The organism is Paenibacillus sp. PvR098, assembly GCF_017833255.1.
In the GTDB taxonomy this organism is placed as follows: domain Bacteria; phylum Bacillota; class Bacilli; order Paenibacillales; family NBRC-103111; genus Paenibacillus_G.
In genome coordinates this window covers 2,013,198-2,037,387 of record NZ_JAFIBU010000001.1, presented here as the reverse complement: position 1 = coordinate 2,037,387, position 24,190 = coordinate 2,013,198, and the positions used below count along the sequence as shown (strand labels likewise).

The following is a 24,190-nucleotide window of genomic DNA, read 5'->3' as shown; positions in this document are numbered from 1 at the left end:
GCTATTTAAAAAATAAAAAGTGCGTGGGCAAGCGCCGGAGCTGTCCATTGTCCGAAGGCCGGTTGATGACCTGGCCTTCATAAATCAGGCTGGAGGAACCGCCGCCGTCCAGATTGTAGGCGTCTTTCACTCCAAGTGATAGCAGCTTGTCCTGCAGTTCGGGGAGCGTAGCCCCCGAATTTCCACTCTCGTTGTAACCGTCGGTAACCAGGAACAGCAATTGATCGTTCTTGAAATTGCCGACGATGGTTCGCGGCGCGCGAGCCGGGGAAGTGAGCCACTGCTGTGGAATCGGCTGTTTAGTTCCATTTTGAAGCAGGATAGGAACAAAGGTTGCCCCGAAAGTCGGATTCAGCTTGTCCAAATCCGATTGTCTCGAGAATTTCCCCCCAATCAGCTTGCGATCCTTGTTAATCCCTATGAATGCCAAGTCCTCGAAGGTCGGTTCAAATCCGTACACATATTTGCCGTTGTACATGGTCGTGCTGAGCGGATACCGTCTGCCGCTGCGATGGTCATCGGCAAACCCGCCCGCATTAATGCCGGCCGCGGCTCCATAGCGGCGTGCGGCTTCAAGCGTCGTTTCGCTCCCGCCCACCTTATCCTGTCCCAGCACCATGTGCATCGCTTTATCCGATTTCAACTTCACTTTAAGCGCATAGACTTTATAGTTGGGTTCATTAAAGGTATACAGCTTCAAGTCCACATTGCCGGTTGAAGTGGAACGAATCGCTTGCCCTCCCAGCTTGAGTCCGATCCGCGCATCGAAGATCACGGAGGGACGCTCGGCAGCGAGCACTGCCGTCTGGGTCATGCTGGCCGCTTCGGCCGCGCTCTTGGAATAGAACTCGTAGTGCTTCTCAATGGTCGTCCGGGTAAGGGCGGCATCCGCTTTAACCTGGTCTAATTGGCTTACCATCGTCTGTAGGCTGTCCTGCATATTCCAGTCGGTGGCGGGGATGCTTTCTTGCTTCGGAAGCACAACCGAGATTGGCGCGGTCATGAGGAAAATGACGATTCCTACAAAAGGGGCGCAAACGAGCAGCAGCATTTGATTAATTTGCTTATTCATGATGTCGAATCACCTTCCTTACTACTGCAGAGCATCGAGCTGCTTCTTCAAGTCATCGAGCTTCTGCCTTACTTCGGATAGTTGCGTGTAAAGCTGATTGCTATTATCGGTTCGGCTGCTTGCGCTGTCTTTGGTAAACGCGAGCAGCTCGTTTACAGAATCGATTTTGGTCTGGAGCTTGGCCATATCTGTGGTCATGCTTTCCTTCAATCCGGCGATTTCCTGCTGATATTGGCTTTGAATGACGGCGAGCTGCTCGCTGGTTTGCTTGGCAATCTCTGCTGTCATTTGCATTTTTAGATGATCGGTATAGACTTTGGCGCCCCAAGCGCCCGCCCCTACCAGAGTCGCCCATGCCAGAAACAGCAGGATATAGACTTTTTTCTTCGTTTGATTTGCTCTTCCGGGACGCTGGGCGGTTTGATGCGCTGTAGGTTCTATTGGTGTATTCATGGCTGTTTCACCTTCCTGTATTCGTTCGGAGACACGCCCACCGCTTTCTTGAACACTTTGCTAAAATATTTCTCGTCATCGTACCCGACCATCGCGGATACCTGAGCTATGCGAAGGTGGGGGTTTAACAACAGCAGCTTCGCTTTGTCGATGCGAATGCCGCTAATATAATCAGAAATATTCACCCGGAATTCCTGCTTGAACTTGCGGGAAATATATTCTCGGCTCAAGTAAAAATGGTTGGCGATCTCCTGAAGCGAGATATCTTCGTGATAGTGATGCTGTATATACTTGGCAATCTCAAAGATGACATTGCTGTCCTGCTGCTGCCGGGTAAGCAGGAGCCGGGACAGCTCGGTCAAGCTGCGGACCAGCTGCTGCTCCCATAAATCGATCGAGAAGATCCCCTGTTCGTTAAGCGGGAGATGGAACGCTGAGCCCTCATTTTGTCCGAAGGAAGGAGGGCCCTCCCCGAATAGCTCGGCTAACAATCGGTTTCGGAAGGCATTGTATTCGTGCCACCACTGCTCAAGCTGCTCCATGTTAATCGAAGCCAGGCCGCGGACGGCGGAAGTCCACTCCATGACGGCTTTACGGATCTGCTGTTCGCTGCCGCTTTGTACGGCAAGCTTCACGGCTTCGGAGTAATCCGTAAAGGAGAGCAGCTTTGCTGAAGCTTGTGGATTCGGATCAAAGGTGTATACGGCTTTGATCCTTGAAAGCAGGTTACGGCTTCGCAGCGCTTGCCGCGCTTGCTGGTAAGCCACGGACAACCCCCCGGGGAATGGCTGACGCAAGCTAACACCCATATCGAGCGTGCTTCGCAGAACGGACTCGATACCCTGCTGGAAACGGGCAAGCAGCTGCTCTGCGGTGTCCAATCCGTCGTAAAACAAGACCAAAACCTCATTGTCGCTGTTCCAGTACCGGTAAACTACTCCTTGGCGCTGAGCGCCTTCGGTAAGAATTTCATTACCGATGTTCGTGATAGAGAAAAAAAGCAAATCCGTATGCTTGTCAAATTTATTCTTCAGCGCGGCGCTGATGGTATCTACGCTTAAAATGGCTATTCTGCATTCACGAACGTCCCGGCTGAGTCCAAACTCTTCTGTTAAGGCATCTCCCAGACTCTCGTACCCCGAAGGCTCTGTAATGAGACCTGACAAGTGCTTCTCCCAGTACACCGGCCTGAATTGATTCCGTTCGATATTGCGTTCCGTTTGCTTGTGTCGCTCCGCTTCCTCTTCACGGATGCGCGTTACGGCTTTACCGAGTGCGGTATGAAGCTGCTCGGCGTCAATCGGCTTCAGAATGTAGTCGACACCGCCGAATTTAATGACGTGCCTCAGCAGCTCAAAATCGTCATGACCGCTCACCACGATCGTTTTTCCGGCGGGATAGTCCGTTTGAAGCCATTCCATCAGCTCCATGCCGCTCTTGAGCGGCATCATCATATCGGTAAAAATAATATGGGGCTTGTGCTCTTCAATTTGCTTCATGGCCTCCACGCCGTCCTGGGCCTCCAGCACAGTGGTAATGCCAAAGTCATTCCAAGGCACGAGAAGCTTGATGGCATCCCTTACGTGCTTCTCATCATCAACTATGATGGCTTTCATGATCAAAGGGCCTCCTTTAATTGCATCGGTATGCGAAGGGTTACCGTAACCCCAGAAGGCTCATGATGATCAATGATCATTTCGGCTTTATCCTCGTAATACAGCTTCAGGCGGGACATGACATTGATCAGGCCAATGCTTTCTTCTCCCTGTGAATGCTGCGGCCTGGCTTCGAGCTTGCGGCGCAGCCGCTGAAGCGTCTCTTCCGACATACCCGTCCCCTCATCCTGAACCACGATTTCCATGCGTCCGTCCTTGAGCAAGCTGGCGGCAATCGTTAGTGTTTCTGAAGAAGATCTCTGGTCGAAGCCGTGCTTAAAGTAATTCTCCACAAGCGGCTGCAAAATCATTTTGGGTACTGGAATATGCATCATACTTTCGTCCACATCGTACTTTACAACCAGCTTTTGTTCAAAACGCTGCATTTGCAGCTCCAAGTAAGACTTCACATGTGCGAGCTCGCTTGCGAACGGGACGACCGTATCGCTGTTCATGCTGTAACGCATCAGCTTTGCCAGTGAAGAGATCAGCGAATACACTTGAGGAGCATTATGCTGCAGAGCCAGCGTACCGATCGATTGCAGAGAATTATACAGAAAGTGCGGATTGATCTGCGCCTGCAGCGCCTTGAGCTGATTCGTTTTGTTGGCGATTTCGAGCTGATATTCCCGCATAATCAAATTATTGATTCTCTCCATCATTGTGCGGAAGCGGCCGGCCAGGATAGCAAGCTCATCATTACCTTTCACGTCAATATCGACCTGCATGTTGCCGGATTGAATTTTCCCGATCGTTCCGATCAGCCGCTTGATAGGAAGAGTAAACCGGAACGAAATCACCAGTGTGGCAAAAATGACGATAACCATAAATCCGATCAAGATCAGCATATTGATTTCCGTCAACTGTCTGGCATTGCTGTTCAGCAGCTCGCTGGGAATCCGTTTCACAAGCGTCCATTCCATATAGGGCGAATCCATTCGTTCATAAATATGAATGCCTTGAAATTCATCGCTGTTCCATTCGAAGCTTCCGCTGGTTCTGTCCAATTGCTGCAGATGCTTCACCCAACCGGCCTCAAGCGTTTTGCCGAGTAAGTCGGGGTCAGAGCCGTAAATGACCGTACCCCGCGAGTCCAGAACAAAAAGCTGCTCGGTTCGCTGGTCGTACAATTGTTCGGATATCGACCGGATGACGTTCAGATTCACATCGATCGACAGCGTTCCGAACTCCTGCATGGTCACGGCGCTCGTGATGGACCGATGCAGGGTAAACACAGGAACGGAGGGCAGGGGATTAAACCCGCTAGAGTTGTACGTATGGCTCAGATGCGTTGGCTCCAGAATGGTTTCGGATTTGCCCACAACAGGCACATATTTTGGCTCCGCACCTTCATTACGGAAGATATTTCCTTGAGAGAACAGATAAGATTTATCGGAATTGGACAAATATAAATAGGTTTGCTGAATTTCCTTCACCGATGTGGCAATCCCCTGCATGCCGCGGAAGATTTCGCCCCGGTCCAGATAGTCGGCCGCACCGTTCTCCACCGCACTGTAAAGAGTAATATCATTATATATGGATAAAGAAGCTTGCTGGATGACGTTTAAGTGATTCGTAATATTCGTCTTACCCTGATATATCAAGTTGGAATTGGTCTGAATCGTCTCTTTAATCACATTGTTCTTCGTAATGAAGTAAGTCATCGCAATTGAGGTGGAGAACGGGATGATGGTCGCGGCAAGCAGGAAGACGATCAGCTTGTTCCGGATGCTGTTACGAATCATGATGAGGCTCCTCCCTCAAGTGTTTGCGCCCTTATTGTAACAGGTGAGGTCAATAAATTCCACCTGTTACATCACCAGAATCCGTGTTGTTCACAAGCGGCAGCTTCTATACTAAGAGTATACTTTATTGCAAAAGTGCAAATTTTAAGAAAAACTTCTGTACGGGAAAAAGGGGGGCGTTAGCCATGAAAAAGAACCAACGCGCGGCTGAACTGCTTCAACAGCTCGTGTTTGTCGGACCGGCATTATTGTTCTTCACGATCATCATCACGATTCCGTTTCTCATGAGCATCTATTACTCGTTCACGGAGTGGAACGGAGTCACCTCGAACGTGAAGTGGGCCGGATTCGATAACTTTAAGCAAATCATTCTTACGGATAAAGACTTTCATCGGTCGTTCTGGTTTACAACCCGGTTTACGATAACGAACGTCATTCTGGCCAACGTACTCGGTTTCTTGCTGGCTCTGCTGCTGTCGCAGGCATTAAAGACAAAAAACGTACTTCGGACGGTTTTCTTCATGCCTAACGTTATCGGGGGCTTGCTGCTTGGTTTTATTTGGCAGTTTATTTTCGTCAAAGGCTTCGCTACGATCGGCGAGCTGACGAATATCGCCTTCTTCCAGCTGCCTTGGCTCGGTGACGCTCCTACCGCATTCTGGGGTTTGATCATCGTCAGCGTATGGCAAACGGCCGGCTATTTGATGGTTATTTATATCGCAGGTCTTTCGAATGTACCGAAGGAGCTGACGGAAGCGGCTTATATCGATGGAGCTAACCGCTTTCAAACGCTGCGTCACATTACGCTTCCTATGATTATGCCGGCTGTGACGGTGTGCTTGTTCCTGACCATTTCATGGGCATTCAAAATGTACGATCTGAACGTTTCCCTGACGCAAGGCGGACCGTTCAACTCTACCCAATCCGTTGCGCTTAACATCTACGAAGAAGCGTTCCGCAACAACCGTTACGGTCTCGGAACGGCGAAAGCTTTTATTTTCTTCGTCATTGTGGCGTTGATTACGCTTGTTCAAGTGACGCTTACGAAGAAAAGGGAGGTTGAGGTGTAATGCAATCGACCAAAAGCTACAACTTGCGCACATTAGTGCTTGAAATTCTTGGAATTGTGTTGGGGCTGCTGTTTCTGGTGCCGTTCTACTTTGTTATCGCGAACTCCATGAAATCATTCAGTGATTTACTTATTAACTCGGCTAATCTGCCCCAGTCGCTTAACTTCGATAATTATGTAAAAGTATGGGAGATTATGAAGTTTCCTAAGGTGTTCATGAACTCCCTATTGATCACCGTATTCAGTAATTTGGGGTTGGTCGTCATCAGCTCCATGGCGGCCTATCGGCTTGTTCGCCGACCGTCCAAGTTCAATAATTTAGTGTTTCTTGCTTTCGTCGCCGCCATGGTTATTCCGTTCCAGTCGATCATGATCCCGCTAGTAAGGGTAGCGAGTGAGCTGAATTTGATGGACAGCCGAACAGGACTCATTATTTGCTATTTCGGCTTCGGCGTTTCGTTGAATGTATTCTTGTATCACGGCTTCATTAAATCGATTCCTAAGGAGATTGAGGAATCGGCTACGGTGGATGGCTGCAGCCCTTTCGGCGTGTTCTGGAGAATCATTTTTCCGCTGCTCAAGCCGATGAGCGTAACCGTTGTTCTATTAAACAGCTTATGGATATGGAATGACTTCCTGCTGCCGCTGCTGATGCTGAACAGCCCTGACCTGCGGACGATTCCGCTAGCCACCTTCGCGTTCTTCGGGCAGTATACGAAACAGTGGGATCTTGCTTTGGCGGCTCTGGTGCTGGGCGTCATCCCGATCATTCTCTTCTTCCTGTCGATGCAAAAATACATCATCGAAGGGATTACGGCCGGTTCAGTAAAAGGCTAATGAAGGCTGAAGGATTGGTAATGTAAGCGTTTGTTCAAAATGTTCCACCTTTTCGATCAATATTCTCGGTGGTCGAACCCAGGAGCATTTTATACAATAAACTTGTAAGGTTGATAAAAAGAGGTAAAAAAGAGGGAGGTTCCCACAATGAAACTGAAAAAGTTCACAGGCATGAGCCTTGCGGCCGTTATGCTGATGTCGATCGCTGTAGGCTGCGCGAAGCAAGAAGAGCCAAGCACAGGAACGGACGGTGCCGCGGCAGGCAAGGACGTAACACTGAAGATGTTCCAATTTAAAGTGGAAATCGCAGAGCCGCTCGCTAAACTGGCTGCAGAATATGAAAAACAGAATCCTGGGGTAAAAATTCAAATCGATACCGTCGGCGGCGGTGCGGATTACGGCGCGGCGCTGATGGCCAAATTCAACTCCGGCGATAAGCCTGATTTGTTCAACAATGGAGGGTTCTCTGACCTTGATAAGTGGATCGAGCATTTGGAGGACTTGTCGGACCAGCCATGGGTGAAGGATTTGGTGCCCGTAGCCAAAGAGCCCATGACGAAGGACGGCAAGCTGTACGGACAGCCGCTTAACCTCGAAGGCTACGGCTTCCTGTACAACAAAGACTTGTTCGCTCAAGCGGGCATTACAGAGCTTCCAAAGACGTTGTCCCAATTAGAAGATGCGGCGAAAAAGCTTCAAGACAAGGGCGTTACTCCATTTGTGAACGGCTATGGGGAATGGTGGGTGCTTGGCAACCATTTCGTGAACCTGCCGTTCGCGCATCAGCCTGACGTGAACGCCTTCGTTAAAGGCCTCAACGACGGTACAGCGAAAATTCCGGGTAACCCACAGTTCGACAATTGGGTGAAGCTGTTTGATCTGCAGCTCCAATACGGCAATAAAAACCCGCTGCAAACCGATTACAAAACGCAGGTAACCGAATTCGCGACAGGCAAAGCGGCCATGACGCAGCAAGGGAACTGGACCCAATTGCAGTTGACCCAAACCAACCCGAACCTGAAGGTCGGCTTCCTGCCTATGCCGATCAGTGAAGACGCGGCGGCAAACGACAAGCTGCCGGTAGGTGTTCCAAACAACTGGGTTATCAACAAAAATTCTCCTAATAAAGAAGAAGCCAAGAAGTTCCTGAACTGGCTGGTGACTTCCGATATGGGTAAGAAATACATGGTGGAAGAGTTCAAGTTCGTTCCGGCCTTCACGAATATTCAAGGCGACGAGAGCATTCTCGGACCTTTGGCGGCCGATATCATGAAATATAGCAAAGAGAACAAAACGCTCAGCTGGAACTGGTTTAAATTCCCTGGCGGCGAAGCGTCCAGCAAGAAATTCGCAGCTACAATGCAAGCTTATGTTGCGAAGCAGAAGACGAAAGACCAAATGCTGACCGAGTTCCAACAAACTTGGGACAGCTTGAAGTAATATAGTCAAAAAGTCTGGCCGTGAGCATACGAGCCAGGCTTTTTTGTTTGGGGCGTAAAGAAACAAGGCTGGATGAACACGCGGTGCCGGAACAAGCTGACAAACGGCGAACAGCGGGCGCCATGATGGGTGGAAGCCTTATTTTGCCTTCATATGCTCAAAAGAGGAAACATATGCCGTTTCACAAGCTGGGCCTGCCGCTGATACAATGGTAGAAAATGGAGCATAACGGCGCGGTGAAGCTGCTCAGAGTGTCAGAAAAGGCGAGCCGGGCTTCGTAAGCTTGATCAGCTGGAGAGGCGGTAGGGTTCAGGATGGGCTCAAGGGTCGTTGATGCGTTTCAGGATTGGGTGGAATCGAGGAAAGCGCTGCTTCCGCCTGAGAAACGGATGTCGAAAGATGCAGTTACGGCTTTGTTCATCCATTTTTGCTTTCAATTCGGCGCGTCGATGTCAGGCGTCTTTTTGACCTTGTATTTATGGCGCTTGACCGAGGATTTGATTATTAACGGCATATACTATGCCGTCAACTATGCGATCGCTCCGGTTGCTTTTGCTTTAGGGGGGTGGCTCATTAAACGCAAGGACCGCATGGTGACGTATCGGATAGGCATCGGGATGATTGCGGTTTTTTATTTGGCCGTCGTGTTTGCCGGTGAGCGTCTCGTCGAATACTATGTACTGTTTGCCGTGCTTAACGGAATCGCCAGCTCCTTTTACTGGGCCGGGTACTTGACGCTGATGTATGATGTGTCGACGGACCAGAACCGTATCCGTTTTCTTGCGATTAACATGAGCATCTTTATGCTGGGAGGGCTGATCGGACCGGCGCTCGCAGGCTTCATCATTCGGCAGAACGATGGGCTGCAGGGGTATACGATCGTTTTTGGAGTGGCCTGCTTTATGTTTCTGGCCGCAACACTCGGCAGCTTGCGGATAAAGATGAATAAGTCTCACCATAAAGCCTATTATTTAAAATTTACAGGATTGCTCATGCAAAGACACCGGGATTGGGTGAAAGCGCTGTTTGCCTTCACTGTTTTGGGACTCCTTCAGGGCATGATGCTTTTTTTGCCTAACATTCTGCTGTTTCAAATCGTCGGCCGCGAGGATTTGGTCGGTTACTTGGGCGTGCTGTACGCCAGCCTCAGCATCCTGACGGGCATGTTTATTTCGCGATACGGCAGTGATGAGAAGGCTCGTCGTTATGCCGTGATCTCCACCATCGGCTTTATCTTTGGAACGATGTTTATTTTATGGGACATGACGCTCGTTACTGTCATCGCTTTCATGTTGGTCTATTCCGTCTGTGGGCCGCTGCAGAGCAATACGGTTACTTCTTACTACTTTCGTTTGATCGGGAACCTTCCTTTGAAAGGGGAGCTGCGTGTGGAATCGGTGGTGTTGAGGGAAACGTTCCTCAACGGGGGGCGCGTGATTTCGATCGTGATTCTGATTCTTATGATCCGCTATGGGGGCAATGGCATGCTGCCTTGGGTCCTGGCAGGAGCTTCTGTGATTCAGATCGTGCTGGTCTGGCTTCTTGAGAGCAGGCCCAAGCCCGCAGCGGATACGGCGCAAGGGACTGGAGTGAACGCTTCCTCTACTTGATAGAGGGAGCGTTTTTTCTATTCAGAGGATACAGTTCATACGTATGGAAAAAAGGGGGAGAGGGAAGCTATAGGAAACGGTTAGAGAAAGGACGAGGAGTATGTACGATTGCATGATCGTCGGAGGCGGGATTGCGGGACTGCAGGCCGCCATTCAGCTGGGACGGTACCGCCACCAGGTGCTTGTTGTGGATAAGGGACGCGGGAGATCGACGCTTTGCCGCAGCTACCACAATGTGCTCGGATGGCCTGATGGCATCGCGGGCAGTGAATTAAGGCGTCTTGGAAGACAACAAGCGGAGCGGCTCGGCGTCAGCTTTCGACAAGACGAGGCGGTGGCGGCTGCGAAATTCGGTGAAGATTTCGAGATTAGCCTGTCGGACGGGGGAGCCTCGGTCCAATCACGGACATTGCTCATCGCAACGGGGATAACAGACCGCTATCCGCCGCTGCCGGGGCTGGAAGAGACGTTGGGACTCAGTGTATATGTGTGCCCCGATTGCGACGGTTATGAAGTAAGCGACAAGCGGACCATTGTAATGGGAGCGGGTAACGTCGGAGCAGAGATGGCTTTGACACTGCATTACTGGACGAATCGGATTGTGTTCGTGAATCACGAACGTACCGCAGTGGGGAGCGAGAAACTGGACAAGCTGAAGCAGCGAGGGATTGTGGTTGAGGAAACGGAGATTGCTCAGGTGCTGAGCGGCCAAGGTGGAGCGGAGGGGACATTCGGCGGCGTACGGCTTACGGACGGACGGATTATTGACGGGGAGAGGGGATTTATTGCCTTCGGCGGCAACGCGGTCCATACGGAATGGGCCGCTTCCCTCGGATTGGAACGGCTGGAGAATAAGCATATCGTAACGGACCCCCGCACCAAAATGACGCGTGTGCCTGGCGTTTGGGCAGCTGGAGACATCGGCGTTCATTCGGAGCAGCTAACGATTGCTATGGGGGAAGGGGCGCAGGCCGCCATCTGGATGCACAAGGAATTGCTGAAGCGAACAGCCGATAAGGCGGTTACGGCACAATCCTAGCGTGATGGGCTGCAAGAGTCGCCATGGCTCCAGCTTTCCCCGAGGAATCTATTACTCTATGACTACCGGAAGTCCAGATGAGTTATACCTGTTCTCTCGCGGAATCGATAGAGCTCGGAATTGGAAGGGCCTCCGCTACGTGAGCGTAGGTTGTCAAAGCTTCTAACCCGAGTGGAGACAGGCTGTAGATCCCTCGGTCGATGCGCTGAAACCAGAGATAGAAATTTTTTTGCAGCATGCTTGCTGCTTGGGCATTGCCCGTCAGATCACGAAGCTGCCGCGGGCTCATCGGTCCGAACTGCTGCAGCAGGGTGGCTAAGTGAATCGATTTTTCGCGATAAGCGGTGATGAGCTTCCGCCTCGTGCTCCCCCCGACGTTGTAATCGGCTCTCCGTTCATGAAACTCCCGCATCAGCTTACCCGCGGCGTATTTGTTATGGCGGGGTCCTTTCGTCTGATCAGGGGCAGCAGATGTGAAAATATCCGGCGGATGGCATTCGACCTCAACGCGGGGCTTGCGGGTTTTGTAGAACTGCACCGTGATCATGCCAAGCCCCAGCATGCCGCACAGCTTGCGCAGCTCGGGCCAGCTTGCTCCATGCGGAGCCCTGCCTTTGTTCGGGCGTTCAAAAGCGACGTACACGAACCTGCTGATCCGCAAACGATCAATGGCCTGCAGCAGAAGGGGGATGGAAAAGCTTTTTTTGAGCTCGACGATTAGAGGGGGGTCTTCTTCGCGAACCGCTACCAAATCGCAGTGGCGCACTTCACCGCGGACCTGGTATCCGAGCTGCTCCAGATAGGCTTTGACCGGGGCGTACAGCTCGGTTTCGCTTTTGATGGCCATGGTGTCGCACTCCTTTTTGTATTTCATCGTACAGTCATTATACCACAGCTGATCTTGCCCCTTCCTCCCCATGATCATGGTTTCCCTCCGTATATGCCCTACATCTCTTTTAAGGTTTTGGCCAATTTTGTCTAAAATTTCGGTCAACTTACTCCTCTCTGCTGCATAGGTATTTAATACACTTCAAATTTAAAGAAGATGTCAGGGAAGATAACATAAGGCTGCACTTAGCATGTATGGACGTCACCCTGGAGAAGCCTTTCAAAGCGGGTTTAGTACTGTGCCATGCAGCGGATGCTTTCGAAATCGGTTTTGTCATGCAAAGCCCGACCTATTCTTTCGAAGAAGGTTTTGCTACGCAAAACCCTAGGGAGGTTGAATCATGAACTTATTCAAGAAAATCGCCGATTATCGCACGGAAACAGAAAGGCTGGCTTGGACGGGAACGTTCGCCGAGTATATCGCGAAGCTGCGGGATGACCCGCGGTTGGCTATGACGGCTCATGCACGAGTGTACGAGATGATTGCCTCCCAAGGCATAGTGGAGGAGAATGGGCGTCGGAAGTATGCCTTTTTTGAGAAAGACATTTTCGGCCTCGATCTGGCGGTCGAGAAGCTTGTGGAGGAATACTTCCATTCCGCAGCCCGGCGTCTTGATGTTCGCAAACGGATTCTTCTGCTTATGGGTCCGGTGAGCGGAGGTAAGTCTACGATCGTGACCATACTCAAAAAAGGTCTCGAGCAGTTTTCCCGTACCGATGAAGGTGCGGTATACGCGATCAAGGGCTGCCCGATGCATGAGGAGCCGCTTCATCTGATACCTCATGAGCTTCGTCCGGAGGTGGAATCCGAGCTTGGCGTCAAGATCGAAGGCAACCTGTGTCCGTCCTGCCAAATCCGTCTTCGGGAGGAGTACGGCGGCCGCATTGAGGATGTGCTGGTTGAACGCGTGCTGCTTTCTGAAGATAACCGGATCGGAATAGGTACATTTAGTCCTTCGGATCCCAAATCTCAGGACATTGCCGATTTAACGGGCAGTATCGACTTTTCGACGATCACCCAATACGGCTCCGAGTCGGACCCGCGGGCGTATCGGTTCGACGGGGAGCTGAACAAAGCAAACCGCGGTTTGATGGAGTTCCAGGAAATGCTCAAGTGCGATGAGAAGTTCCTCTGGAACCTGCTCTCGCTAACCCAAGAGGGTAACTTCAAAGCGGGCCGTTTTGCGCTTATTTCAGCCGACGAGCTCATCATTGCGCACACGAATGAATCCGAGTACAAAGCGTTCATCTCCAACAAAAAGAACGAAGCGCTGCAGTCGCGGATGATCGTAATGCCGATTCCTTACAATCTGAAGGTGTCGGAGGAAGAGAAAATTTATGCCAAGCTGATTAAGCAAAGCGACATGAAGCATGTTCACATCGCGCCTCATTCCTTTCGCGCGGCGGCGATTTTTTCCATTCTCACCCGTCTCAAGGAATCCAAAAAGCAGGGCATGGATCTCGTGAAAAAGATGCGTATGTACGATGGGGAGGAAGTCGAGGGCTACAAGGAAGCGGACCTCAAGGAGATGCAGAACGAATATTTGGAAGAAGGCATGAGCGGTATCGATCCGCGCTACGTCATCAACCGGATTTCCAGTGCGCTTATCCGTCATGACCTGGAGTTTATCAATGCGCTGGATGTGCTTCGCGCGCTGAAGGACGGACTTGACCAGCATCCTTCCATCTCCAAGGAGGAGCGGGAGAGGTACCTCAATTTTATTTCGATAGCGCGGAAAGAGTACGATGAGCTGGCCAAAAAAGAGGTGCAGAAGGCGTTTGTATACTCCTTTGAAGAGTCGGCCAAAACGCTCTTCAACAACTATCTGGACAACATAGAATCTTATTGCAATTGGACGAAAATCAAGGACCCGCTGACCGGAGAAGAGATGGATCCGGACGAAAGACTGATGCGTTCCATCGAAGAGCAAATCGGGATTTCGGAGAATGCGAAGAAAGCGTTCCGGGAGGAAATCTTGATCCGCATGTCTTCCTACTCCCGTAAAAGCCGGCGTTTTGATTACAGCAGCCACGAGCGTCTGCGCGAGGCGATTGAGAAGAAGCTGTTTACCGACCTGAAGGATATCGTCAAAATAACGACGTCCACGAAAACACCGGATGAAAACCAATTGAAGCGGATCAACGAGGTGATTAAACGTCTGGTGGAAGAGCACGGCTACACCACAGCCTCGGCTAACGAGCTGCTGCGATATGTCGGCAGTCTGTTGAACAGGTAAAGAGCAGCATGGGATGGCCGGCCTACCCTGCAGTACATTGGGGTCAGTTTATCGAAGACAGCGGAACAGCCTCCCAGGTCCGAACGGGCCGGGAGGCTGTTTTTGGCATTACGATTCATTGAAGGCATTGGTATGATAGCTTGCTTCGGGCTCATCCTCACTCTTGGATGGATGGTCAATTGGAAGAGCAGGCATGAAGATTTCCACGGTCGTTCCTTTGCCGAGCTCGCTGTTTATTTTCATTTTTCCACCATGATTTTCAATGATTTTGAAGGTCACCATAAGACCTAGTCCCGTACCCTTTTCCTTGGTGGTGTAGAAGGGTTCCCCCAACCTTGCAATCCGGTCCTGAGGAATACCGCAGCCTTGGTCGGCAAAACGCATAAGAAGTCTTCCGTCTTCCGACATTTTCAACTCGATATGAAGCTCTCCGCCTTCTGACATGGAATCGATAGAGTTGTTTAATATATTGATAAATACCTGTTTGATCTGATTTTCGTCGCAGTTGATTTTCGGCAAATCCGGGTCCGCATGAACGGTGATTTCCACGTTGTGTATAATAGCCTGAGAGCTAAGCAGCACGATGGTGCTTTGCAGGATGGCCTCCGCATCCTTCGGTTGAGATCGAACCGACTGGGGTTTGGCAATGACCAAAAATTCGCTGACGATAAAATTGATTCGTTCCAGCTCATCAAGCATAATGCTGAAATAGTGGTCGTAGCCGCTTACTTTGGTCTGCATCAGCTGCACGAAGCCTTTAAGAGATGTGAGCGGGTTGCGGATCTCATGCGCTACGCCTGCCGCTAGTTGGCCGACGATGGAAAGCTTCTCGGAGCGGATAATCATCTCTTCCGCGCGTTTACGCTCGCTGATGTCTTGACCGATCATGTAGACGCCTGCAATTTGCTTGCCTACGAAGATAGGGAAACTTAAAACGCTGAGTTCGATCGGCTGCCCGTCCCTGTTATAGAAGGTAATCTCAAAGTGTGAAGTAGAGCCGTCCAACGTTTCTTTGAAATATTTGATCCATCGGGGGAACTGATCCTCCGGAATGAAAGCATGAATCGTCTTTTGAAGCAGATCTTTCTCCGTGTAGCCGGCCACACTGTGCATAGCCGGATTGACGCTGGTGATGTGGCCGCTCAAATTAAAGGAAATGATGGGATCAGGATTATGCTCGAACAAAGATTTATAGCGGAGTTCGCTCTCCTCAAGCGAGATTTCTGCCTTCTTTTTATCATAAAGCGCTTTAATCATGGCATAAGAACGGGCAAATCGATGATCCTCTTCCTGAGCTAGGATCGTTTCGAAGATATCGTCGCCGTCGTCTTCCGGGAGAATCCCGTGATCAAGCTCCTTCATCTTGCGAAACAGGCTCATGAGATTAGTGATGTGCTCCCCGTGAATCCATGCCGCGGATGCGGTCTTGTAACGGGTTGAATCGCCGGAACGTAAGGTGACGGTTCCCTTTCGGGGCTCGTACTCCGTCACATGGTTCATGTTGACCACGTTCATCTGATCGATTAACCGAAACCCTTCCTCATACAGCAGCTCTTCGAATGCTTCCAGAGAAGCCGCCCAGTAAAACTTATCGGAGACTGTATGGATAATATATTCGTTATTACGTATGCATTCTATTTTTACAATTTCATCGGAAGGGATGAGGGTGATGTCAGAGCTTTTTTTGTTGCGAATGACTGGAATTTTTTGCATTTTTTTTAAAATCACCTTCCTGTCTCATTCGATTCAATTATATCATGGAGCTCTAGTTAGTGAACAAAATAAGTTATAATTGTAATAAAAAGTATGTACCGAAGGGTACTTCTACCATTTCACAGATAATTCATTATATCGTCTACTAAATTAGTTAGTAAATGAAAACAAGAAAATAAATGTTGATGAACTCAGGCGGTGGGCAAGGATGGAGCAGGCCTCCATATCGCTGGCTCCGGAAAACCATATTGGAAAAGATAAAAACGCCATCTGAGCCCTATTTTGTCAGGTAGCAAGCGAATGACCGCGGGAAGGGCGGTCGCGCCAAGCAGGTTATGATGAAGTACCGGGAAGTGAGCGTTTTTTTGATTGATTATAGGTGAAAGAGACGTCGAAGGAACAACAATGGGATGCCGAGCATTACAATGAGCAGATGGGGTATGGATCGCGCTTAGGTAAAGGCTTTATTGGGCTGCTGCAGTCGAAGGCAGAGGAACGCATACTGGACTTGGGCTGTGGGACGGGAGATTTGACTTATGAGATCAGCCTTAGCGGAGCAGGCGTTACCGGCCTCGACAGCTCGGAGGATTCGGGAATGTGAGCGCCATCGTTCAAGCGTTGAGCGAAGCGGTGAGGAGTTATGGAATTCCGGTGGAGGAACGGTATCCCTGGTTTTTTCCGAGCATCGGGGAGTAAGTATACCTCTTTATTGGAAAAGCAAGGATTTGCCGTAGGCTATGCGGAGCTCTACGACCGGCTTACGCCGCTGGATGACGGAGAACGGGGATTGCGGCATTGGTTGGCTGCTTTCGCGGGGACGCTCTTTGCCGGACTGTCCGAAGCGCAGCGGGAAGATGTCTGCCTCCGATGTGAAGACAGCTTGAGGTCAAAGCTGTATGACGGCCGGCAATGGGTAGCGGATTACCGCAGGATACGGATCAAGGCCGTTAAACCTGCTGAACAGACTGGCTGTCCTGATCGGGCAGTGCCAGTAAGGCAGTACGATTCTCCAACCGTCCAACCTCCTGCTCCATACAGGACATTTTTTGCTCGATGCGTTCAAAACTGGTATGAATATGAGAATAACGTCTTTGGATAGACGCTAGTTCTTCGATGATTGATTTGAGTGCATTATCCATGGAAAGAAGCTCCTTTCAAATTGCTCATATGCTCATAGGATTCGGACTTCTTCTCTTTTTTTCGTCCGTGGTGCGGGTTGGGAAGGTTCGGGGGAATGCTGCCACTTGTTCGTAGCCTTGATTTCAGTCACAATGGTAAGGTGTCTTCAAACCATGAAAGGGATCAGGGTATTCGCACATGAACAAATGGCTAGCGGAATTTACAAGGCATTGGAAGCTGATTCTCGGGCTGGCGCTCCCTTCCATCATCTCTTTTGCATCGGGTACGGTTACGGGAACGATCAATTTAATCATGGTGGGGCCGATGGGGGCGCTGGTCATCGCGGTCGTCGGCGTTTCGAATATTATTGCGTACAATGCCTGGGCGCTTTGCTCCGGCTTCGGTTATTCAGTCAATTATTTGGTGGCGCAAAATTACGGGTCAGGGCAGATGGACCAAGCAGTGAGGCGAACGTATATTGCGCTTTACGTCGGCGTGGGGGTAGCTCTTCTGGTTGTGCTCACGGGTTGGCTGATGCCGGCGCTCATATTGAAGCTTATAGGAGGTTCCTCGGAGCTTGTCACTACAGGGGCCGACTATTTGAAGTTGCGATTGTTTGCCATCGCTTGCTTTACGGTCAGCTTCGTGTTTCACGGCTTCCTTCGCGGAATCGGGGATACACGGACGCCGATGCTGATGTCGCTTATAGCCAACGGCGCTATGATCTTTTTTACTTATGCTTTGACTTACGGCAACCTGGGCTTCCCCGAGCTAGGACTACCGGGTGCGGGACTCGCGGTGTTGATCGGGGAGGCGCTCGGTCTCATCGGCAGCGCGTATGTGTATTTCTTTCGTCTTCATCACCGCTATGGCACACGCCGCCGGTTCTCCTTTGACCGCTCGGAGTTCCGTTTAATAGTGGGCGAAAGCGGGAAGCTAGGAGTGCAGGAGCTGGCGATGAGCGGAGCTATGTTCATATTTACGATCTTTGTCACCAGACTTGGTACGGAGGCGTTAGCCGCTAATGAGATTGCCTTGAACGTGATGGCGCTCGGGTACATGCCGGCCTTTGCTTTCGGGGCAACGGCTACGATTCTCGTCGGACAAGAAATCGGCCGCGGAGAGCCTTACCTCGCCAGAAGGCTCGGTACGGATGTCGCCGTACTCGGCAGCCTGTTTCTGCTGGTGCTGGGTATCGCTGAGTTTGCTTTCCCTGAAAGGGTTGCTCGTCTCTATACGAGTGACCCGGCAGTCTATACGCTGGCCGGCCAGCTGATCATGATTTCGGCCTTCCTGCAGTTATTTGACGGGCTGCTTAACTATTATGCCGGCGCACTGCGCGGGCTGGGCGATACTACTTTTCTCCTCCGCGTGTCGCTGCTGCTCAACTGGCTGGTATTTATCCCCTTAGCCTACGTACTAACGTTTACGGTAGGGCTAGGAAGCACAGGGGCATGGATTTCACTCTATGTGTTTCTTGCCTTGTTTGCGATTGTGTTGTGCATTCGTTTTTATCGAACGAATTGGGACGCGGCACGTCTGAAGTAATGGAGAAGTTCGAAATCGAGATGCTAGATCCGAGAATTCCCTGCTAGGGATAGCTCAAAGGAGCCCTCCGCGGGGAATTTGTTTTCCTAATGGACAAGCAGGATTTTCAACGGGGTAAGCGAATTAACATGTAATCCATCCGTTAGATATACCGAATAAAAGGCAAATTACGCTGATGCCAGATTAAGAAGGATGTTTTGTAAAAAGTGATGGGCTTGGATTGGGTATTCATCGTGCCGGATCCGTTATCAAAGTCCTGGAGGGTGGTAACAAACCTATGCCTAGCCAAAGAATCTACTACCCCCGGTTCACCGCGTTTATCCTGCTGTCGCTTATTCTCGCTCTGGTTCTTTATTTGGAAGGCAGCCGATTCTTCTCGTCCGTTTCTTCTCCTCCTGAAGCAGACAAGGGTGTCTTGGATTTGCAAAGCTGGGATTGGCAGCAGCATGAATCCGTGCCGCTGAGCGGTCAATGGGAATTTTTTTGGAATCGGCTTGTCCCGCCAGATGAGCTCACCGGTGATTCAGACCCTCTAGCGCGGAGTTACTCCGCCATTCCCGGAGCTTGGAACGGAATGCAGATGGACGGTGAAGCGCTCCCGGGTGAAGGCTTTGCCACTTATCGGCTCAAGGTGCTTCTTCCTGAGAAGGATGATCACCAGTTGGCGCTTTGGATTCCGACAATGAATACATCCTACAGGCTGTGGGTGAATGGACAAGAAATTGCATCGGTGGGTACCGTTGGAACGTCGAAGCTGGATTCCAAGCCACAATATATCACGCAGGTTGCGGTGGCGAATGCCCAGCATGCACAGTTGGATGTAGTGCTTCAGATTTCTAATTATTTCCATCAAAGAGGTGGAATCCTTAAACCTATTGAATTAGGCGAGGTTGAGTCCATTGTCCGCACAAAAGAGCTATTCAGCGGATTCGACACGCTGCTGATCGGCAGCCTTCTAATCATGGGACTGTATCATCTGGGCGTGTTTGCCGTCAGAACCAAAGAGCTGTCTATGTTGTTTTTCGGCCTATTCTGCCTTTTGGTCAGTTTGCGGGTGTCGCTGCTTGGCGAAATTGTACTGACGAGAGCGTTCCCCGGATTTTATTGGATGCTTTTAATAAAGCTGGAATATTTGACCGCATCCTTGGGCGTTCCCTTGTTCATACTCTTCTTCTCGAATCTGTTCCCGTGCGAAAGCTCTCGGAAGATCAACCTCGGTTTATGCGCATCGATGTTTGCCTTTTCATTGTTTATCATGATGTCCCCTACGATGGTGTTCACCAAAGCGCTGGTCGTGCTGCAATTGATGATGTTAGCAGCCATTGTTTACATTATGAGGATCGTAGCGCTCGCTTTTATACGTCAACGTGAAGGAAGCGGCATCATACTATTAGCGTGCTTTATTTTTTCTGTGACGATTGTGAATGACATGCTGTACGCACACGAGCTTGTTCGGACGACAGACCAAATGTCGGGGTATGGCCTGCTGATCTTTGTTTTTTCCCAATCGATGCTGCTGTCGACCAAATGGTCACGTGCTTATATGAATGAAGAGAAACTGTCGGCTGCGCTGACCGAGCTTAACAGTAGTCTCCACGACAAAATCAAATCACGAACCTCAGACCTCGAACAAGCCAATGAAGCGTTAAAGCAGAAAAACGACGAACTATCCCGTTTGGAAAATTCGCGGAGTCATTTGCTGAGCAACGTATCGCACGACCTCGGAACTCCGCTTACTACAATTCAATGTTACGTGGAGGCGATTATGGATGGAATGGTGGATACGGAAGAGCAGAAGGCGCGCTATCTTCAGATCATCCACAGCAAGGTAGTTGGGATGGACCGGCTGATTGAAGACTTATTCCACCTCTCCCAATTGGAGGCAAGGCAGGTCGTATTCAAAAAAAAGCCGATGCGAACCGATCATCTGACCGAGCTGCTGTATACCAGATATGAGCTGGATACGCGAAACGCAGGACTTCATTATAAGCTGAATCTGAAGAGAGCGTCCGATGGACAGGGGATGTTCTCGATCATAGAGGTAGATCTGGAGCGTATGCATCAGGTGTTCGGCAACTTGATTCATAATTCCATCAAGTTTACTCCGGAAGGCGGTTCGATTGATGTGGAAATGATCGATGACGGTCATTGTATGCTGTGCCGCATCAGCGACAGCGGTCACGGAATCAACCCGGCAGATTTGCCCTATGTGTTCGACAGGTTCTACACTAACAACAAATCGCGGAATTTGGAGACGGGAGGTAAAGGGCTAGGTTTATCTATTTCTAAAGAAATCGTGGAGTATCATGGCGGACGTATATGGGTGGAGAGCTCGGGTCAGGGAAAAGGAACCGTCATAAGTTTTTCCTTACCCTCGGTGCACGACTGAGGTACAGTTCTCCCGTCTGAGAAAACAAAGTGAAAGATAACTATGAACTGGGGGGGAATAAGGAGTGACTGGTCAAACCATTATGGTCGTTGAAGACGATGTCGAGATACGAGAGGTCATCCGACTATATTTGGAGAAAAACAATTATCGGGTCATTTGGGCGGAAAATGGGGAAGATGCACTCTCTTTGACCGCGGCGGAGCAGCCGGATTTGGTCATACTCGATGTACTGCTTCCCGGGCGAAGCGGGTTCGAGGTTTGCAGTGAGCTGCGTGAAATCTCATCCGTGCCGATCTTGTTTCTTAGCTGCAAGAAGGATGAAATGGATAAAATCATGGGGTTAAATATGGGTGGAGACGATTATATTACGAAACCCTTCAGTCCGAATGAGCTGATAGCCCGGGTGCAGGCCAACTTGCGCAGACCGCATCTGGCCGGCAGTGAGGTGTCAGAAGACCAGGGCCAGCCATCCAAGCTTACGATCGGTTCGCTTCATATCAACACCTTAAGCCGTGTGGTGAGGGTAGATGGGGAAGAGGTCATGTTGTCCCGCAAGGAGTTCGAACTTCTGAGCTTCCTCGCTTACCGTCCGGAGCAAACGTTCAGTCACGAGCAGCTGTTTCGGGAAATATGGGATCAGGAGTGCTTTAACGACACGCGAACAATTATTGTACATGTTAGCAGTCTCCGTAAAAAAATCGAGCTCGGCCATCCGTCCCCTCATTACATCGTCAACGTCCATGGTGTAGGGTACAGATTTGCCAAAGTGGCCCTCGAGCTTCAACCTCCTCATGGCAAAAACCGGACTCCTTACCAGGCACCGGCTGAGTGAGGAACGTTAGATATTCGCGAAACGGCAAGCGACAGTAGCCTCGAGCGCCGCTCCCGCGGGCTGTAACGTCGAAAAACGTCTGGGTAGCACAGACGTTACAGGGTTGTGGTATACTGTGGGAACAGGGCTGCACCAATTGCTTTTAGCTCACAATATCAAAGGGGGATCAGGCGGGATGAATATTCAAATCGTCAAATCCGGCATGACGTACAGCAAAGAGGATGGGTATGTCGGGCAGGTGGAATTTACCTGCGAAGGGCATCAGGCTCCATATGAAATTACGTTTCACAGCAAGAAGGCCAAAGAATGGATGTACAGCTTAAATTTCGCCAATGAATCGGGTCCCGAAAAGGAAATCCTGTTGCTGGAGGAAGTACTTGAGGAAGACGACGAGCTGTTCGATCAGCTGGTGGAAGAAGCAAGAAGTAAGCTGGAGTCTAAACAGAGCTGATCACGGAGCGATCAATCGGGAGGAACAGTCAAGACGTAACCGCCTTGGCGCCTGAGGCTGTGAAACGCGGCGAGCCGGGCGGAATGCTGTGGTTCGCATACCCCAAGAAGACGTCGAAGAAATACAAGGCGGATATTTCACGGGATGAGGGCTGGCAGCCGCTTATAGATCTAGGCTTCGAGGGTGTGCGCCTGGCCGCGATTGATGACGATTGGTCGGATATACGTTTCCGGAATGCCAGGTAAGAGATTGGCCCTAAGTTATATTGGAAATAGAGAATGACCATTTTCTGATGAAAATGGTCATTTTATTATGAAAAATTATGCCGTAGTTTCATTTCTGAAGTAAAAGGCTGCTGATAATATGACCACAATGCTGCCGCGATTAAAATATGTCATAAAAACTTCCGGTTGTGCTTCTTGCCATCATAGGTGAACAGTACGGGCTTCGATTCAATCACGCTTTCCAGATGTACGGTTTTGCCCCAGAGGCGATAGATATAAGGGATCGTACGTTCCACATACTTCAGGTCGAGCTCCATCCCTTCATACATATGTTTCAGATACAGTTCCCCGTTCCGTTCATAGTCGCCGTTCTCCACCGCAATGTAAGGGAAGCCGCCGTTCACGCGGGAATAGACCAGCTGATCGCGAACGTTCTCCCACGACTTATCGGTAATCTTCCATTCCGGCCCTTTTTTCTCGAAAACATACAGATCCAGCTCGTCGCACAGCTTCTTGGTCATGTAATTGCGGACGAACGAAATGTCGGAATCAAACTCCCGCACCTCGAATATTTTTTGCCGCCCTTCACCGCCCTTGCGTCCCAAACGCTCGCGCTCCTCTTTGGATGGGTTCTCCCAACGCTTCTCGATGTCTTCAAAAATCTTGAGCCCCAGATAATAAGGGTTCAAGCTGTGCCGCGAAGGTATAACGACCGAGGAGTTGAGCTTCGCATACTCAATCGTTTCGTCATCGGTCAAATCAAGCTCGCGCAGAATGCGTTGATGCCAATACGAAGCCCAGCCTTCGTTCTCCTAAGGTGCTTTATTTTAACCATTTTTGAGTTCGGATAATGCAAATGCCATCAGAACGGCCACTTTCATTTAAGGGGTTAACATTCATAATATTTATTTAACAATAAGGGGTTAGTATTTATCATTATATATAATGTATCTTATAATTTAATAATAAAGAAATTTTAGCCATTGCAACCATAAAGAAAGAACACAAATGAAGGAAGGTTAATTAGAGGGGGGGTTAAATCTAAGCTAAGCGTCTAAGAACTCTCAAGTTTAAAACTTAAATATATACGTAAACGTTTACTAGGATGTTGGGATAGTTTTAAATAAGATGTTTGGTGAAAGGGGTGGGTAACATGAATTTATCGGGTAAGGTTATTAAGGAAACGACAACCATGACAGTATATAAGCGATTATGCGATTTTGTACTGAATGGGCAATTTCCACCTGGGGAGTGGATAAGGGAGCGCCAACTTAAGGAATTATTGGGAGTAAGCAGTACACCTATTCGTGAAGCACTGCGAATGCTTGTCCAGGAAAGGATATTAGAATCCATTCCCCATCATGGGGTGCGTGTCAAAGATCTTTCAGTTAAAGAAATAGAAGATTATTATCAACTTCGTGCTGAATTAGAAGGGCTAGCGGCAGAATTGGCGGCCGAACGAGGGAATATATTGTTTTTTGAAAAAATGGAAATTATTATAAATAAAGAAAGAGAAAAAGATGAAGCCACTTATTTTGCTTCCGAGAGGGTTGAATCTAATAATGAATTTCATGATCTTATTGTGGAGGCCAGCGACAACCAAGCTTTAAAGAATATGCTAACCCATCTTCGGACGGGAATTAATTGGATACAAATCAGGGCATGGAATCTCAACAAAGATCGCCATTTCACGACTCATAATCAACACCAGAAGATTTTAGAGGCGCTAATGGCTAGGGATGGGAAAGTAGCCCGTTCTCGCATGGTGGAACATATATGGGACTCGGTGCATTTAATTTTACATCCTTCCAATACTGAAAAGGAAACCAAGGCTGTGGAATTACTTAGATAATTGACGGATCTTATTCT

Annotated in this window: 20 protein-coding genes and 1 pseudogene; 14 read left to right on the top strand and 7 right to left on the bottom strand. The window is 49.7% G+C overall.

The genetic code is table 11. The features are described 5' to 3' along the window. Position 1 precedes the first annotated feature (1 nt). From JOE45_RS10150 to JOE45_RS10135, 4 genes are read right to left on the bottom strand one after another with little or no spacing between them, the layout of a single operon-like run. Positions 2 to 1,072: a phosphodiester glycosidase family protein gene (locus JOE45_RS10150; protein WP_210020311.1), complete on the bottom strand. Its 1,071-nt coding sequence runs from the start codon at positions 1,070 to 1,072 to the stop codon at positions 2 to 4. A 21-nt stretch (positions 1,073 to 1,093) separates the two neighbouring features. Beyond that, entirely contained in the window at positions 1,094 to 1,525 is a 432-nt protein-coding gene (locus JOE45_RS10145; RefSeq protein ID WP_210020312.1) for a hypothetical protein, read from the bottom strand. Next, a complete protein-coding gene (locus JOE45_RS10140; protein WP_210020313.1) occupies positions 1,522 to 3,141 on the bottom strand; it encodes a response regulator in 1,620 nt (539 codons plus the stop codon). Before JOE45_RS10140 ends, JOE45_RS10145 begins: the two co-directional genes overlap by 4 nt. Positions 3,142 to 3,143: 2 nt before the next feature. Next, a complete protein-coding gene (locus JOE45_RS10135; RefSeq protein ID WP_210020314.1) occupies positions 3,144 to 4,925 on the bottom strand; it encodes a cache domain-containing sensor histidine kinase in 1,782 nt (593 codons plus the stop codon). Positions 4,926 to 5,110: 185 nt separating this feature from the next. Between JOE45_RS10135 and JOE45_RS10130 the strand changes: the two genes are divergently transcribed. The 5 genes from JOE45_RS10130 (at position 5,111) to JOE45_RS10110 (ending at position 10,920) form a co-directional block, all read left to right on the top strand. Further along, on the top strand, positions 5,111 to 5,995 hold the full coding sequence (locus JOE45_RS10130) for a carbohydrate ABC transporter permease (protein ID WP_210020315.1): 885 nt from the start codon (positions 5,111 to 5,113) through the stop codon (positions 5,993 to 5,995). Then, entirely contained in the window at positions 5,995 to 6,831 is an 837-nt protein-coding gene (locus JOE45_RS10125; protein ID WP_210020316.1) for a carbohydrate ABC transporter permease, read from the top strand. Before JOE45_RS10130 ends, JOE45_RS10125 begins: the two co-directional genes overlap by 1 nt. Before the next feature lie 147 nt (positions 6,832 to 6,978). Beyond that, positions 6,979 to 8,271 (top strand): ABC transporter substrate-binding protein, encoded by a 1,293-nt coding sequence (locus JOE45_RS10120; RefSeq protein WP_210020317.1) that lies wholly within the window; start codon positions 6,979 to 6,981, stop codon positions 8,269 to 8,271. Between the two features lie 314 nt (positions 8,272 to 8,585). Next, on the top strand, positions 8,586 to 9,881 hold the full coding sequence (locus JOE45_RS10115) for an MFS transporter (protein ID WP_210020318.1): 1,296 nt from the start codon (positions 8,586 to 8,588) through the stop codon (positions 9,879 to 9,881). 100 nt (positions 9,882 to 9,981) lie between these two features. Next, positions 9,982 to 10,920, top strand: coding sequence for an NAD(P)/FAD-dependent oxidoreductase (locus tag JOE45_RS10110; RefSeq protein ID WP_210020319.1), 939 nt, complete (start codon positions 9,982 to 9,984; stop codon positions 10,918 to 10,920). 82 nt (positions 10,921 to 11,002) lie between these two features. Here the strand turns inward: JOE45_RS10110 and JOE45_RS10105 are convergent, their stop codons facing one another. Further along, positions 11,003 to 11,767 (bottom strand): DUF2161 domain-containing phosphodiesterase, encoded by a 765-nt coding sequence (locus tag JOE45_RS10105; RefSeq protein ID WP_210020320.1) that lies wholly within the window; start codon positions 11,765 to 11,767, stop codon positions 11,003 to 11,005. Positions 11,768 to 12,149: 382 nt separating this feature from the next. Between JOE45_RS10105 and JOE45_RS10100 the strand changes: the two genes are divergently transcribed. Then, complete coding sequence (locus JOE45_RS10100; protein WP_210020321.1) at positions 12,150 to 14,045, top strand: PrkA family serine protein kinase; 1,896 nt, start codon at positions 12,150 to 12,152, stop codon at positions 14,043 to 14,045. Positions 14,046 to 14,153: 108 nt separating this feature from the next. On the opposite strand, the gene JOE45_RS10095 is transcribed toward JOE45_RS10100, so the two are convergent. Continuing rightward, positions 14,154 to 15,758 carry an ATP-binding protein gene (locus tag JOE45_RS10095; protein ID WP_210020322.1) on the bottom strand — a complete coding sequence of 535 codons (1,605 nt, stop codon included), beginning with the start codon at positions 15,756 to 15,758 and terminating at the stop codon, positions 14,154 to 14,156. Between the two features lie 379 nt (positions 15,759 to 16,137). Between JOE45_RS10095 and JOE45_RS23995 the strand changes: the two genes are divergently transcribed. The 7 genes from JOE45_RS23995 (at position 16,138) to JOE45_RS10065 (ending at position 22,342) form a co-directional block, all read left to right on the top strand. Continuing rightward, on the top strand, positions 16,138 to 16,359 hold the full coding sequence (locus tag JOE45_RS23995; protein ID WP_348632521.1) for a class I SAM-dependent methyltransferase: 222 nt from the start codon (positions 16,138 to 16,140) through the stop codon (positions 16,357 to 16,359). Positions 16,360 to 16,398: 39 nt separating this feature from the next. Continuing rightward, positions 16,399 to 16,857, top strand: coding sequence for a hypothetical protein (locus tag JOE45_RS23990; protein WP_348632520.1), 459 nt, complete (start codon positions 16,399 to 16,401; stop codon positions 16,855 to 16,857). Positions 16,858 to 17,075: 218 nt separating this feature from the next. After that, the gene (locus JOE45_RS10085; protein ID WP_210020323.1) at positions 17,076 to 18,425 is read left to right on the top strand and encodes an MATE family efflux transporter; all 1,350 of its coding nucleotides are present in this window, start codon (positions 17,076 to 17,078) and stop codon (positions 18,423 to 18,425) included. A gap of 277 nt (positions 18,426 to 18,702) precedes the next feature. Continuing rightward, positions 18,703 to 20,814, top strand: coding sequence for a sensor histidine kinase (locus tag JOE45_RS10080; protein ID WP_210020324.1), 2,112 nt, complete (start codon positions 18,703 to 18,705; stop codon positions 20,812 to 20,814). A 64-nt stretch (positions 20,815 to 20,878) separates the two neighbouring features. Next, complete coding sequence (locus tag JOE45_RS10075) at positions 20,879 to 21,646, top strand: response regulator transcription factor (RefSeq protein WP_210020325.1); 768 nt, start codon at positions 20,879 to 20,881, stop codon at positions 21,644 to 21,646. 175 nt (positions 21,647 to 21,821) lie between these two features. Beyond that, positions 21,822 to 22,097 carry a hypothetical protein gene (locus JOE45_RS10070; protein WP_210020326.1) on the top strand — a complete coding sequence of 92 codons (276 nt, stop codon included), beginning with the start codon at positions 21,822 to 21,824 and terminating at the stop codon, positions 22,095 to 22,097. Positions 22,098 to 22,141: 44 nt separating this feature from the next. Further along, positions 22,142 to 22,342, top strand: a complete 201-nt coding sequence (locus JOE45_RS10065; RefSeq protein ID WP_210020327.1) for a hypothetical protein — start codon at positions 22,142 to 22,144, stop codon at positions 22,340 to 22,342. A gap of 149 nt (positions 22,343 to 22,491) precedes the next feature. Here JOE45_RS10065 and JOE45_RS10060 read toward each other — a convergent pair. Next, positions 22,492 to 23,130: pseudogene (locus JOE45_RS10060) on the bottom strand (SpoVR family protein); the annotation flags it as partial. A gap of 344 nt (positions 23,131 to 23,474) precedes the next feature. Between JOE45_RS10060 and JOE45_RS10055 the strand changes: the two are divergent. Then, on the top strand, positions 23,475 to 24,173 hold the full coding sequence (locus JOE45_RS10055) for a GntR family transcriptional regulator (protein ID WP_210020328.1): 699 nt from the start codon (positions 23,475 to 23,477) through the stop codon (positions 24,171 to 24,173). Positions 24,174 to 24,190 lie beyond the last annotated feature (17 nt).

What these genes read in the sequence shown, in the direction of transcription:
- JOE45_RS10080 (WP_210020324.1), top strand. Translation starts at nt 18,703, where the DNA reads ATGCCTAGCCAAAGAATCTACTACCCCCGGTTCACCGCGTTTATCCTG.
- JOE45_RS10105 (WP_210020320.1), bottom strand. Translation starts at nt 11,767, where the DNA reads ATGGCCATCAAAAGCGAAACCGAGCTGTACGCCCCGGTCAAAGCCTAT.
- JOE45_RS10115 (WP_210020318.1), top strand. Translation starts at nt 8,586, where the DNA reads ATGGGCTCAAGGGTCGTTGATGCGTTTCAGGATTGGGTGGAATCGAGG.
- JOE45_RS10140 (WP_210020313.1), bottom strand. Translation starts at nt 3,141, where the DNA reads ATGAAAGCCATCATAGTTGATGATGAGAAGCACGTAAGGGATGCCATC.
- JOE45_RS10130 (WP_210020315.1), top strand. Translation starts at nt 5,111, where the DNA reads ATGAAAAAGAACCAACGCGCGGCTGAACTGCTTCAACAGCTCGTGTTT.
- JOE45_RS10150 (WP_210020311.1), bottom strand. Translation starts at nt 1,072, where the DNA reads ATGAATAAGCAAATTAATCAAATGCTGCTGCTCGTTTGCGCCCCTTTT.
- JOE45_RS10055 (WP_210020328.1), top strand. Translation starts at nt 23,475, where the DNA reads ATGAATTTATCGGGTAAGGTTATTAAGGAAACGACAACCATGACAGTA.
- JOE45_RS10120 (WP_210020317.1), top strand. Translation starts at nt 6,979, where the DNA reads ATGAAACTGAAAAAGTTCACAGGCATGAGCCTTGCGGCCGTTATGCTG.
- JOE45_RS10145 (WP_210020312.1), bottom strand. Translation starts at nt 1,525, where the DNA reads ATGAATACACCAATAGAACCTACAGCGCATCAAACCGCCCAGCGTCCC.
- JOE45_RS23990 (WP_348632520.1), top strand. Translation starts at nt 16,399, where the DNA reads ATGGAATTCCGGTGGAGGAACGGTATCCCTGGTTTTTTCCGAGCATCG.
- JOE45_RS10110 (WP_210020319.1), top strand. Translation starts at nt 9,982, where the DNA reads ATGTACGATTGCATGATCGTCGGAGGCGGGATTGCGGGACTGCAGGCC.
- JOE45_RS10100 (WP_210020321.1), top strand. Translation starts at nt 12,150, where the DNA reads ATGAACTTATTCAAGAAAATCGCCGATTATCGCACGGAAACAGAAAGG.
- JOE45_RS10125 (WP_210020316.1), top strand. Translation starts at nt 5,995, where the DNA reads ATGCAATCGACCAAAAGCTACAACTTGCGCACATTAGTGCTTGAAATT.
- JOE45_RS10135 (WP_210020314.1), bottom strand. Translation starts at nt 4,925, where the DNA reads ATGATTCGTAACAGCATCCGGAACAAGCTGATCGTCTTCCTGCTTGCC.
- JOE45_RS10085 (WP_210020323.1), top strand. Translation starts at nt 17,076, where the DNA reads ATGAACAAATGGCTAGCGGAATTTACAAGGCATTGGAAGCTGATTCTC.
- JOE45_RS10095 (WP_210020322.1), bottom strand. Translation starts at nt 15,758, where the DNA reads ATGCAAAAAATTCCAGTCATTCGCAACAAAAAAAGCTCTGACATCACC.
- JOE45_RS10070 (WP_210020326.1), top strand. Translation starts at nt 21,822, where the DNA reads ATGAATATTCAAATCGTCAAATCCGGCATGACGTACAGCAAAGAGGAT.